Source organism: Bradyrhizobium ottawaense, from assembly GCF_900099825.1.
GTDB lineage: Bacteria > Pseudomonadota > Alphaproteobacteria > Rhizobiales > Xanthobacteraceae > Bradyrhizobium > Bradyrhizobium ottawaense_A.
Genome location: NZ_LT629693.1, coordinates 4,886,690 through 4,899,234 on the forward strand (window position 1 = coordinate 4,886,690; position 12,545 = coordinate 4,899,234).

Consider the following 12,545-nt stretch of genomic DNA (forward strand, 5'->3'; position numbering starts at 1 on the left):
CGTCCCCCGCTATTCGCTGACCACGTAAGTATAAAGCCGGATGCGGCCGTTGGCATCCACCTTGCGGTAAACGCCCTGGATCTCGACGTCGAAGCCCGGAAACGTATTGAAGCAGGTCTCGAACATCCTGAGATAGTCGATCATGGGCTGGGCCCGCTCCGTGAGCCGCTCGCCCGGCACGATGGTGGCGATGCCGGGCGGATAGACCACGAAAGGCGTGGTCGCGATGCGGCCGGCGATCTCGTCGATCGGGAGATAGTCGACGTCGTTGCGCACCAGAGCGCGCGCCGCGGCGTGGGGAGAGATCGCGATCTCGGGCAGATGTTCGGACGCGAATTGCCTGGTCTGCAAGGCGCTGACATCGGCCTGCCGGAAGAAGCGATGCATGTCCGCGCAGAGGTCGCGCAGCCGGATGCCGGCATAGCGCGCCGGCCGGCGCCTCGCGAATTCGGGAATCGCCTCCTCGAGCAATGCGTTGTCGTCGTGCAATTTCTTGAAGGCGACCAACCCGCTGATCAGCGTGCCGGCCTTGCTGGCTTCGACGCCGGGCGTGAGCAGGAAGAGCAGGGAGTTGAGGTCGTTCTTTTCCGGGACGATGCGGTTCTCGCGCAGGAACTGCGCCACCACAGGGGCCGGGATGCCGTGCTCGGCGTAACCGCCGGAGGCGCGGTCAAAACCCGGCGTCAGCAGCGTCAGCTTGTTCGGGTCGGTCATGGCGAAACCGGCCGTCATGCCCGGAAAACCATGCCAGGTGACGTCAGGCCCCAACTGCCAATAGGAGGGATTGGTGGCGAGCTGGTCGGTACTGACGCTCTCCCAGGGTACGTTGTGCACGGCGCCTTCGCGGGATACGTCGGGAATCTCGACGCGCTCGGGCACGAACGGCTCGAAGAACCAGCGCCGCTCGGGACGCGGCTCCTTTTCCTCGAATTCGCGACGCACCGCGCGGATCTTCTTGCGCAGTTCGATGCCGAGCCTGATCGTGTCGTCCCACAGCACTTCGCCGGAGCGTCCCTTCATCATCTGCGCGCCGACGTCCAGCGACGCGAACAGCGGATAGAACGGCGACGTCGAGGCGTGCTGCATGAAGCTTTCGTTGAAGCGCCGATGCTCGACCCGACGCTTCTGACCGCGGATATGGCGATCCTTCATGTGGATCTGCGACGCCTGCGAGAAGCTCGCCAGTTGCTTGTGCGTCGACTGGGTGGCGATGATGCCGGGCGAGTCCGGCCCGAGTTCGGTCAGCCCCATGGCAAAGCGGCCGGCATAGAGCGGATGGAACTTCATGAAGCCGGCCCAGGCTTCGTCGAACAGGATGTAATCGCAGAGATGACCGATGCGCTTGATGATCATCTCGGCAGAGTAGATGGTGCCGTCATAGGTGCACTGTTCGACCACGGCGACCCGGAACGGGCGCGGCCGGCGCCACGCCTCGGGATCCTTGACCAAAGGATTGGTGCGGATGCGTTCGCGAAGTGCGTCTTCCTCGAAGGCCTGCCAGTTCATCGGGCCGATCAGGCCCCAGGGATTGCGCACCGTCGGAACGTAGATCGGAACGCCGCCACTGATCATCAGCGCGCCATGCAACGCGGCCTTGTGGTTGTTGCGATCGAACAGCACCAGGTCGCCGTCGGTCACCAGCGCCGACAGCGCGACCTTGTTGGAGGTCGAGGTGCCGTTGAGCACGAAATAGGTTTTTTCCGCGCCAAAAATCTGCGCGGCCTCCTTCTGGGCCTGCAGCGCCGGGCCTTCATGGGTCAAGAGGTCGCCGAGATCGAGCACCGAGTTGTCGATGTCGTCGCGGAAGACGGCCTCGCCGAGGTGCTCCATGAACACCCGTCCGATCGGGCTGCGGCTGTAGAACACCCCGCCATTGTGTCCCGGGCAGGTCCATAGCTGGTTGCCTTCCTCGGCATAATCGACCAGCGCCCCGAAGAACGGCGTCTTCAATGTCTCGGCGTACTGCTTCAGGCGGCTGACGAGATTTTTGGCGATGAACGGCGGCGTTTCCTCGGACAGGAAGACATAGCCGTCGATGAAGTCGAGCACCTCGACCGGGACGTCCTCAAACCGCTTGCGGCGGATCAGGAGGATGATCGGGAAGTCCAGCCCGCGGCGGCGCATCAGGTTGATCAGCGCCGCGGTCTTGCCTTCCAGGCCTTTCTTGCCCCAATCGACCACCATGCAGCCGATGGCGGCGTCGGTCTGAACCGCGATCTCGGCGTCTTCGAGCTTGCGCGCCTTCACGACCTCGAAGCCGGAGCGCTCGATCTCATCGACGATCTGATTGAGGCGGATGCCTTCGAGATCGTCGGCGTCGAACGTCGGCATCGCGAACAGGAAGGTAAAGCGTCTGAAATAGTCCATCCATGCACCAAATGTTATTCAGTGCACTCTCTCGCTGCGTTACATGACAATTGGGTGACCATGCTCGCCTGCAGGCATTCTGGCCCTGAAAACCTTTTCGGAAGGCCAGCAGCGTTAGTTCGTCTTGCCACCCTCTGCAGCCGCCGGCGCTGGCGGCCTTGCGCCACCGCCGGTAAACCGTTCGATCACCGATTTCACGGCGTCGCGGGCCTTGGTGTCCTTGATCGAATCGAGCAACTGCGCCGCACCCGGCGAGCGCCGGATCAGGCTTTCCGGATCGGGAAACACCAGCGGGTCGTCCCACGGGCCTTGCACCACGAACGGCAGGTCGAAGCCGGGCGGGGCTGACGGCGCCGAGGTCAGGCTGGCGACGCCCTTGAGATCGTATTCGCGCGACGGCACGGAAGCGGTGCCGGTCAGGGTCAGGCGTGTTGCTGTGCTTTCGAGGCGGACGTCTTCGGCGGTGGCGACGCCTTCGTTGAACTTCACCGAAACGGTGAGATTGTCATAGGGCGTCGAGCCGGAGCGGAAATTGCCGCCGCCGGACAGCGGCCGGCGCTCCAGCCGCTTCAGCAGTTGCTCGACATTGAAGCCCGCGATGGCGCCGTCATGGCCGGTCAGCGTGGCGGAGCCGTCGATCGAGGAGGCGAGGCCGAACGGGCTCGTACCCGACGCCACCAGCGAGACGCTGAGATTGCCGCGGCCGGACAGTTTGTTGATCCCGAACAATTCGCTGGCGCAGGCCTGCAGGTCGACGTCGGTGAACTGGAACTGGGCCTTGACGTCGGCGATCGTGTCCGAGCGCGCGATGCCGAACGAGCCCTTGGCGATGCCGCCATAGACCTGCGCTTCGCCGACCGAGAGCGCCAGCGCGCCGCCGCGCAAATTGGCGCCGAACGCCGTCCGTCCGAGCCTGGTCGCGCCAACCGTCACTTTCGCGGCCGACAGCCGCATGTCGAGGTCGGTGGTGGACAGTGCGTTGAGGTCGAAGAGTTGCCGGTTCCAGTCGCGGGCGCCGCTGGCGAGCAGCCGGAAGGTCGAGATATAGGGCGTGAAATCCAGCGCGCCGGCGGCGAGCGTCGCCTGCAATGTCTGGCGGCCGTTGTTGGTTACCGTCATGACGCCCTCGGCGACATTGCTGTCGAGTTCGACGTTGACGTTGGTCAGCGCAACCGAGGCGCCGACGACATTGGCGCGGGCCTTCAGCGCGAAGCGGCCGAACCCGCCGCCGCCGGGCACCGACTGTCCCATCCACCGCAGCGCATTGCGCAACGACAGGCTGTCGATGGTGACGGTGCCTTCCATCATCATGCTGGTGCGATTGGCTACCGTGCCGTCGAAGGCGAGTTTCAGCGGCGCCGAGGCCAGCCGCGCCTTCAGGCCGGAGCGGTCGCCCGACAACATCGCGACGAAGTCGCTGGCGCTGATCGAGCCGTCGACGCGCTCGCCGCGCCAGTCGAATTGCCCGGTCGCGGCAAACGAGCGCGAGATCGACGGCCAGGCCAGCGACAGATCGATATCGCCGAGCTGTTCGGAAACATGGTTGGTGGCGTCCTCGTAATTGAGCATGCCGTCCTGGATCCGGATTTCGGAGAACGACACCTGATTCTCGGCACCGGGCGTCATGGTGCGCGCGATGGTCTCGACGAACGGCGTCCAGTTGCTCTCGCCATTGCCGTCCCTGACGACGCGGATCAGCGGCCGCAGCATCATGACGTCGGCGATCTCGAAACGCCGCAGCAACAGCGGCAGCAGCCGCAAATTCGCGGTCAGCACGTCGACCCGCAGCGCCGGGTCGGTGGTGCCGCCGCCCTTCAGCCCGACGTCATGGAACGAGACATAGCTGCCGGGAAATACCGAGACGTCGATCGAACCGTTGACGACGAGGTCGAGGCCGGTGACGGCGCGGATCTGCGCCTCGACCGCCTGGCGCAACGCGTCCCGGTTGAGGAACCACGACGTCCCGATCAGGCCGATCATGGCCACGCCGAGCAGCGCCGCAATCGGCACCGCGAGGCGCTTCATTCCTTGGGCCATCGTCAATGACATATCCGGGTCTGGCTAAACCGAAGTCGGCTTGCGGTATTGAGGTCAGGGTTGATGGGGCAGGCGGCGCATGTGTGAGTGCCGGTGCCAACCCACACAACTTGAAGGCTTTTCTTGACGCTTTCAAGGCCATCTTCAAGGCCATCCCGCACCCCGGGGTAGGGGTGGAGGGGCAAAATCCCCCGTCATTGACGCACCGCGAAGAATTCGCCTAATAATCCCGGGATCAACGCGGGCCTCAGGCCACCCCCTCCATCAGGTCATAATTTCCATGAAAAAGGTTTACCCCGACGCCAAATCGGCTCTCGACGGCGTTCTCAAGGACGGCATGATGATCATGTCGGGCGGTTTCGGTCTGTGCGGCATTGCCGAGACCCTGTCGGACGCGATTCGCGATTCCGGCGTCAAGAACCTGACGGTGATCTCCAACAATGCCGGCGTCGACGGCATCGGCCTCAGCCGGCTCCTGGAGACGCGGCAGATCAAGAAGATGATCTCGTCCTATGTCGGCGAAAACAAGCTGTTCGCGCAACAATACCTCGCCGGCGAACTGGAACTCGAATTCAATCCGCAGGGCACCCTGGCCGAGCGCATCCGCGCCGGCGGCGCCGGCATTCCGGCCTTCTACACCAAGACCGGCGTCGGCACGCTGATCGCCGAAGGCAAGGAAGTAAAGGAATTCGACGGCGAGAAGTACATCATGGAGCGGGGCCTGTTTGCCGACCTCGCGATCGTGCATGCCTGGAAGGGCGACACCGCCGGCAACCTCGTCTATCGCAAGACCGCGCGCAACTTTAACCCGATGATGGCAACGGCTGCGAAGGTCACCATCGCCGAGGTCGAGCACCTGGTGCCGGCCGGCGAGATCGATCCCGACCACATCCATACGCCCGGCATTTTCGTCCAGCGCATCGTCGACGTCGGCACCGGCAAGAAGCGCATCGAGTTCCGCAATACCCGCCCGCGCCCCGCCGCATAAGCATCAACGCAAAACCAGAAGCAGGAGAGCCTCATGGCCTGGACCCGTGAACAGATGGCCGCTCGTGCCGCCAAGGAGTTGCGCGACGGTTATTACGTCAATCTCGGCATCGGCATCCCGACGCTGGTCTCGAACTACATCCCCGATGGCATCGACGTCTCGCTGCAGAGCGAGAACGGCATGCTCGGCATGGGACCGTTCCCCTACGAGGGCGAGGAAGACGCCGACCTGATCAACGCCGGCAAGCAGACAGTCAGCGAATTGCCCGACACCAGCTATTTCTCCTCGGCCGAATCCTTCGCCATGGTGCGCGGCGGCCATATCGATCTGTCGATCCTCGGCGCGATGCAGGTGGCGCAGAACGGCGACCTCGCCAACTGGATGATCCCCGGCAAGATGGTCAAGGGCATGGGCGGCGCGATGGATCTCGTCGCCGGCGTCAAGCGCGTCGTCGTTGTCATGGAGCACTCCGCCAAGGACGGCGCCAAGCTGCTGAAGAAGTGCAACCTGCCGCTGACCGGCGAGAAGGTCGTCGACATGGTGGTGACGGATCTCGCCGTCTTCACCATCGACAAGCACGGCAAGGACGGCATGGCGCTGATCGAGCTCGCCGACGGCGTCACGCTCGACGAAGTGAAGTCCAAGACCGAAGCCGAGTTTCGGGTGGCGCTGAAGAACGCGTAAGCGGCCATGGGGCGGTCGTTTCCGACGATACGCCCCGCGCGCGCCGAAGACGCAAGCTTTATCGTCCGCAACATTCTGTCATCGCAGCGTGGCCCGCCCCGGCGGGCGGCAGCCTCTAATCGGTAGGCGGTGGTTCGTTCCGCCCAAGCGCGGCCGCCACTGAGTTGCCCGCGCATTACCGCAATTTGGTCAAATATCTAGGGATTTCTGGGCTGAGGGCAGGTGCTAAACCGGAGCCCTCTATGCTTAAATATGTATACGTTGCGTTGGCGTTCCTTGCTCTCACTTCAACCGCTTCGGAAGCGCGTTCGTTCCGAACGATGAGCCAGGCGCCCGGCTGCAACGTCACGATGCCTTGCGATTTTTCAACATCGCAAACCAATCAATCCTTCGTACAAGCACAGCAACATCGTCGCGTTTTGCAGCAAAGTCGCCTCGATTACGGTCGGCAAGACGTTGCGCAAGGCGATGTTGCGAGCGCACGGACCGTCAGCGGTCGTCGTCCTTCCGGCTGCCCTCGATCTTTCTGCGGTTGCGGTGCTTCCTTACGCGTTTTCGGCCGGATCGTTCCGGAATTGAACCTGGCGGCTAACTGGCTTCGCTTTCCTCGAACCGCTCCTGCCCCAGGCATGGTTGCGGCACGACACGGGCATGTATTCGTTTTAGAGCAGCATGTCGCAGGTGATACCTGGATGGCATACGATGCCAACTCTGGCGGCCACACGACGCGGATACACGCGCGCTCGCTTCGCGGATATACGGTCGTTAATCCGCGCGCAGCCTGACGGTTCAGCCCAGCGCTGTGCGATGGGCGTGGCTTATGTCGAAAGATACGGGCCACGCTCTGTCCGGTCTAATCCGTTCAAGGCGGATTAGAGCACGCTGCCCTCACGCGTCGATGGCGCCCTTGATCCGCTTTCGCGTCAACGGCAGATCGCGCAACCGCTTGCCGGTGGCGTCGGCGATCGCGTTGGCGATCGAGGCGGCGGCCGGGCCCTGACCGGTTTCGCCGCTGCCGAGGAACGGCTGGCCGGGGCGGTTGATGATGTGGACGTCGACCTTTTCGGGCACGGCGTCGAAGCGCAGGATCGGATAGGTCTGCCAGTCGATGCTGGTGATGCGCGTGTCGTCGAAGGTGACGCTCTCATACAGCGTCCAGCTCATCGATTGCAGGATCGCGCCTTCGATCTGGTTGGTCAGCCCGTCCGGATTGACCACCTGGCCGCTGTCGACCGCCGCCACCGCGCGCACCAGCCGCGGGCGACCGCTCTGCCGGTTCACCTCGACCTCGGTGGCAATGGCGCAATAGGCCGCGAGGTTCTTGTAGCGCGCGAAGGCAAAGCCGTAGCCGCGATCCGGCGGTGCCTTCTGGCCGCTCTGCCAGCCGAATTCCTTGGCCGCCTTCTCGATCACGTCGCGTCCGCGCGCGTCGTCGAGATGTTTCAGCCGGAACGCGACCGGGTCGGCGCCGGCGGCGACCGCGAGTTCGTCCATAAAACTCTCGATCGAAAACACGTTGTGATAGGCGCCGAGCGCGCGCATCGCCGAAATCCGCAACGGCATCGCCGGGATGAAGTGATGCACGACTTTCGCGTTCGGAAACTTGTAGAACGGGATGGCGTTGCGGTCGCCGCCGCCTTCCGGCAGTGGAAGCGGTTTTGGCGCCGGCACGGCGAACGGCTGCGCCATGTGCTGGGCCGCCAGCATCGAACCGGCGCCGCCCGGCCGCATCGAATGGGTGTTGCTCCAGACGTCAAAATTCCAGTCGACGATGGCGCCGTTGCCGTCGAGCGAGGCTTTCAGTTTTGTCACCATCGCCGGCCCGAACGGTTCCCAGGCGTGTTCCTGCTCGCGCATCCATTGCACGCGAACGGGCACGCCGGGTAGTGCGCGCGCGATCAAGGCGGCATCGGCCGCGGCATCATCGGCGCCGTTATGGCCGTAACAGCCGGAGCCTTCGACATGGATCAGGCGAACGCTGGCCGGCGGCGCCCGCAGCATTTCCGCAATGCCGGCGCGATCGGGATAGACGCCTTGCGTGTGCGTCCACACCGTCATGGCGTCATTGATCGATTGCGCCACCGCGCAGGACGGCCCGATCGAGCCGTGGGCCTGATAGGGCCGCGTGTAGGTCGCCTCAAACGTCCGCGTGCCCGATGCCGACGGATTGCTCTGCGTGTAGATGGTGGTGTCCTGCGACGGCAGGCCGGTAATCACGTTTGGCAGGTCATCCTGCTTCGGCAGGCGTGCAGTCTCGCGCCACTTCGCCACGCTTGCGAGCGCGCGCATCGCCTTGACCGCCTGGTATTCCCCGGCGGCCACGACCGCGAGGAAATTTCCGTCGCGCACAATCTTGACGACGCCGGGCAGCGTTTCGACACTAGCGGAATCCAGCGCGATCAATTCCGCGCCGTAGCTCGGCGGCCGCACCACGCGGGCATGCACCATGCCCGGCAGCCGCATGTCCTGGATATAGGCCGCACCGCCGGTGACTTTGGCGGGAATGTCGACGCGCGGCACCGGCTGTCCCATGATCGAATACGTCGCCGGGTCCTTCAGCTTCGATTTGGCCTGCGCCTGCACATGCAGCATGTCGCCGGCGACCAGTTCGCCGTAACCGAGTTTTCGCCCGTCCGGCGCGATCACCGCGCCGCCTTCGGTCTTCAGCGATTCCGGCGGCAGTTCGAAGCGCCGCGCCGCCTCCGCGATCAAGAGTTCGCGCACCTGCGCGGCCGCGTTCTGGATCGCGGTGCCGCTGTATTTCGTCGAGTTGCTGCCCGACGTGTAGCCCTCATTGGCGGTGCGGCGCGTATCGGCGGTAACGACGTTGACTGCCTTGAAGGGAACGCCGAGCTCTTCCGCGGCGATCTGCTGGAACGCGGTTTTGAAACCCTGGCCGAGTTCAGCCTTGCCGGTAAAGGCCGTGATGGTGCCGTCGGCATCGATGCGAATCCAGGCATCGAGATAGGGCGTCTCGGCGAGACTGCCGGGCGGCTTCGGCGCGGGCGGCGCGCTTTGGTCGTCGGCGAGAGCTTCACCCAGCGAGAAGCTGACGATCAACGCGCCTCCCCCGGCGAGCACGCTGCGGCGATTGAGCCTGATAGGGCCGTTCATGGCGCGCTCCTCTGCACGGGCGAGGCGTCGGCGGTCTGCATCAGATGGCTGGCGCGGTGCACGGCGCGCAGGATCCGCATTTGGGTGCCGCAGCGGCAGAGATTGAGCTGCAGCTCGGCCCTGATCTCGGCGTCGGTCGGCTTCGAATTGCGCTGCAGCAGCGCCTGCGCCCGCATCACCATGCCGGCGATGCAGTAGCCGCATTGCGCCGCCTGTTCCTCGATGAAGGCGCGCTGGATCGGCGCCGGCGTCTCTGATGTGCCGAGGCCTTCCAGGGTGGTGACCTTCTTGCCTTCCAAGAGCAGCAGCGGCGTCACGCAGGACAACACCGCCTTGCCGTCGACGATGACGGTGCAGGCGCCGCACTGGCCGAGCCCGCAGCCGAACTTGGCGGCGTTGAGCTTCAAATCCTCGCGCAGCACGTAGAGCAGCGGCGTTTCCGGATCGGCGTCGATCTGATGGTCCTGACCATTGACCTTCAATGTCATCATGGCTGATCTCGCTGCAGCAATACGGTCTGGGTTCGTCGGATATCGCGAACGATGTCGGCGGTGTTGGTCCATGGCGGCGCGTTGCCGAAGCGTGCGCGCAGATAATCGAGTACCGCAACAATCTGGCCGTCGCTCATGCTGTCGGCAAAGCCGGGCATGATCGGGCTGCGCTCACCCGCGGTAGGGCGAATTCCCGACAGCACGATGTTGGCGGCGTTGCGCGCGTCGGGGCTCGTAAGCGCGGTCGAGAGCGCCAGATCGATTCCGCCGAACGGCGGCGCCCGGTCGGTGGCGTGGCAGATCGCGCAGGCCGCGGCATAGATCTGCGCGCCTGATGTGGTGCCGTCGTTGGCCGGTTGCGCCGGGCGGGAATTGGCCTGCGCCAGCACTTCATCGCCGCGGCGCTTGCGCGCTTCCGTCGGCGCGCCGAACACGCCGGCCATGTAGGTCGCGATGGCGCGGACGTCGCTTTCGGGCACTTCGGACAGATTGCTGACGACCTCGGCCATCGGCCCGCGCGCGACGCCGTGATCGGGATGCCAGCCCTGGCGCAGATATCTAAACAGCGCTTCCGCATCCCACGGCACCGGCGCGGATGACTGGCTGTTGATCGCGTAGGCGTGCCAGTTGTCGACGTCGCCGCCGGCGAACGACGCTTGCGTCTTTTCCGCGCCTAGCGCGTTGCGCGGCGTATGACAGGCGCCGCAATGCGCCAGTCCCTCGACCAGATAAGCACCGCGATTCCATTCCGCGCTCTTCGTGCTGTCGGGCTGGTAGCTGCCGTGGCGCAGGAACAGGACTTTCCAGCCCGCAACCGCGATACGCTGGTTGAACGGAAACGCCAGATCGTTTTCGCGGGCCGGCGCGCGAACCGGCCGCCGCGTCATCAGGTAGGCATACAGCGCGCGGTCGTCGTCGTCGGACACATGGGTGAAGTGGTCAAAGGGAAAGGTCGGATAGAGATGCTGGCCGTCGCGGTTGACGCCGGACTGCATGGCGCGGCGGAACGCGGCTTCCGACCAGCGGCCGATGCCGGTCTCGGCATCCGGCGTGATATTCGAGGAATAGATGGTGCCGAACGGCGTCGGTACTGCCAGTCCGCCGGCAAAGTCCTTTCCGCCGCGCACGGTGTGGCAATTGTTGCAATTGCCGATTGCCGCCAGGTCGCGGCCGCGCTTGACCAGCGCGCTGTCGAACGATGACGGCGCCGGCGGGTCGATCGCTGCAATCGCCGGCCGCCACACGATGGCGGCCGCCGCGATCGCGCCGGCGATCACGGCTATGGCGACGACACTCCCGATGATCCGCGGCGATGCCATTGGATGCGCACCTGCTCTTGAGCCGCCCTGACGTCCGCGTTGTAGCACGGACGCCATTCCGGTTGCTTCACTAAGTCGAAATCAAGCCGCGCGTTCCCGTCGGGAGTGCGCCTACGAAGCCTCTTTCAGAACGCCCGGCGCGGTGTCGTCGCGCTTGAGTTCCTCGAGGCTGCGATGCCGCGGCTCGATGCCAAGCGCCCACACCGTGACGATCTGCACCACCAGCAGCCCGATCATCAGCGCCATCACGCCGGCGACGCCGCGGGCCTCGAACAGCATCACCACCAGGAACGGCGTCACGATGGTGGCGCCGCGGCCGAGCGTGTTGACGATCCCGGAGGCGCGCAGGCGGACTTCGGTCGGGAACAGTTCGGGGATGTAGACGCCGAACAAGAGCGCCACCAGCACATAGATCGGTACCGTCAGCGCAAACCCCACCGCTGGCAGCAACATCGGATCCGAAATCATCGGATAGATGATGCCGAGCACGACCGTGATCAGCGAAGCGCCGATGATGGTCGGCTTGCGGCCCCAGCGGTCGGCCGTCAGCGCGCCGATCGCCGAGCCGATCGGTGCGCCCAGCGCCATGATCAGGGAATAGCTGAACGACGTCGCGACCGTCAGTCCCTGCTTGATGAAGAACACCGGCAGCCAGGTGACGAAACCATAGAGCAGGGTGTTGATCGTGATCAGGCAGACCGAGCCCACGATCATCCGCGACAGCAGCGGCGCGGTGAACAGCGTGCCCAATTCACTGGAGGCGGCGACGGTTGCGGCGGCAGCAGGAGCCGGTAACGGCTGGCCTTGCGCTGCTTCCTTTTCGATCGCCTGCATCAGCGCCTCGGCCTCCGTGGTGCGGCCGACGGCTTCGAGCCAGCGCGGCGATTCCGGCAACGACTTGCGCAGGTACCAGACGATGAGCGCGCCGACGCCGCCGAGCACGAACATCGCGCGCCAGCCGAATTCGGGTACCACGATCGAGGCCACCAGCAGCGAGATCGGCAAACCGGTGACGACGCAGACCGCCATCAGCCCGAGCCATTTGCCGCGCGTCTTGGCCGGCACGAATTCGGTCATGGTCGAATAGCCGACCACGTTCTCGGCCCCGAGCCCGAAACCCATCACGAAGCGGCAGGCGATCAGGATTGCCATATTGGGTGCAAAGGCCGCCGCCAGCGAGGCGAGGCCGAATACCAGAAGGTTGAACTGGTAGGTGAAGCGGCGGCCGTAGCGGTCGCCGAGAAAACCGGTCGCGAACGAGCCCAGCATCATGCCGACAAAGGTCGCCGAAATGAACATGGCGTTCTGCGGCAGCGTGGAGAAGCCGGACTTCAAGGTCACGCCGAGCACGGTGCCGGCCAGATAGATATCGAAGCCGTCGAAGAACATTCCGATGCCGATCAGGAACATGATGCGGCGATGGAACGGGCCGATCGGCAGCCGATCCAGCCGGCTGCCCGCGTTTACCGATGTCGACATGGTCTCACTCCCCTTTACCCATTGGTTTCGTTGATGCGGCCTCCCGTCTCTCTGGACGGTTCGCCG

At 64.5% G+C, this 12,545-nt stretch carries 9 protein-coding genes; 3 read left to right on the top strand and 6 right to left on the bottom strand.

Annotation, left to right across the window (positions count from 1 at the left end; translation table 11 throughout):
• Nucleotides 1-9: 9 nt before the first annotated feature.
• Together BLR13_RS22805 and BLR13_RS22810 are read right to left on the bottom strand one after the other, a co-directional pair.
• Entirely contained in the window at nt 10-2,367 is a 2,358-nt protein-coding gene (locus BLR13_RS22805) for an Orn/Lys/Arg decarboxylase N-terminal domain-containing protein (RefSeq protein ID WP_074819349.1), read from the bottom strand.
• 114 nt (nt 2,368-2,481) lie between these two features.
• Nucleotides 2,482-4,404: an AsmA family protein gene (locus BLR13_RS22810; RefSeq protein ID WP_074831207.1), complete on the bottom strand. Its 1,923-nt coding sequence runs from the start codon at nt 4,402-4,404 to the stop codon at nt 2,482-2,484.
• A gap of 280 nt (nt 4,405-4,684) precedes the next feature.
• Between BLR13_RS22810 and BLR13_RS22820 the strand changes: the two genes are divergently transcribed.
• The 3 genes from BLR13_RS22820 to BLR13_RS42605 all read left to right on the top strand — a co-directional run bounded on the left by BLR13_RS22820 (nt 4,685) and on the right by BLR13_RS42605 (nt 6,861).
• Entirely contained in the window at nt 4,685-5,392 is a 708-nt protein-coding gene (locus tag BLR13_RS22820) for a CoA transferase subunit A (protein ID WP_074819344.1), read from the top strand.
• 33 nt (nt 5,393-5,425) lie between these two features.
• Nucleotides 5,426-6,076, top strand: coding sequence for a 3-oxoacid CoA-transferase subunit B (locus tag BLR13_RS22825; RefSeq protein ID WP_074819341.1), 651 nt, complete (start codon nt 5,426-5,428; stop codon nt 6,074-6,076).
• 242 nt (nt 6,077-6,318) lie between these two features.
• Nucleotides 6,319-6,861, top strand: a complete 543-nt coding sequence (locus BLR13_RS42605) for a hypothetical protein (RefSeq protein ID WP_074819339.1) — start codon at nt 6,319-6,321, stop codon at nt 6,859-6,861.
• A 103-nt stretch (nt 6,862-6,964) separates the two neighbouring features.
• Here the strand turns inward: BLR13_RS42605 and BLR13_RS22835 are convergent, their stop codons facing one another.
• The 4 genes from BLR13_RS22835 to BLR13_RS22850 all read right to left on the bottom strand — a co-directional run bounded on the left by BLR13_RS22835 (nt 6,965) and on the right by BLR13_RS22850 (nt 12,479).
• Nucleotides 6,965-9,190, bottom strand: a complete 2,226-nt coding sequence (locus BLR13_RS22835; RefSeq protein ID WP_074819337.1) for a xanthine dehydrogenase family protein molybdopterin-binding subunit — start codon at nt 9,188-9,190, stop codon at nt 6,965-6,967.
• The gene (locus tag BLR13_RS22840) at nt 9,187-9,681 is read right to left on the bottom strand and encodes a (2Fe-2S)-binding protein (protein ID WP_074819335.1); all 495 of its coding nucleotides are present in this window, start codon (nt 9,679-9,681) and stop codon (nt 9,187-9,189) included. The genes BLR13_RS22835 and BLR13_RS22840 overlap by 4 nt, the downstream gene beginning before the upstream one ends.
• Nucleotides 9,678-11,000 carry a cytochrome c gene (locus BLR13_RS22845; protein ID WP_074819334.1) on the bottom strand — a complete coding sequence of 441 codons (1,323 nt, stop codon included), beginning with the start codon at nt 10,998-11,000 and terminating at the stop codon, nt 9,678-9,680. Before BLR13_RS22845 ends, BLR13_RS22840 begins: the two co-directional genes overlap by 4 nt.
• Before the next feature lie 111 nt (nt 11,001-11,111).
• Nucleotides 11,112-12,479 (bottom strand): MFS transporter, encoded by a 1,368-nt coding sequence (locus BLR13_RS22850; protein WP_074819332.1) that lies wholly within the window; start codon nt 12,477-12,479, stop codon nt 11,112-11,114.
• Nucleotides 12,480-12,545 lie beyond the last annotated feature (66 nt).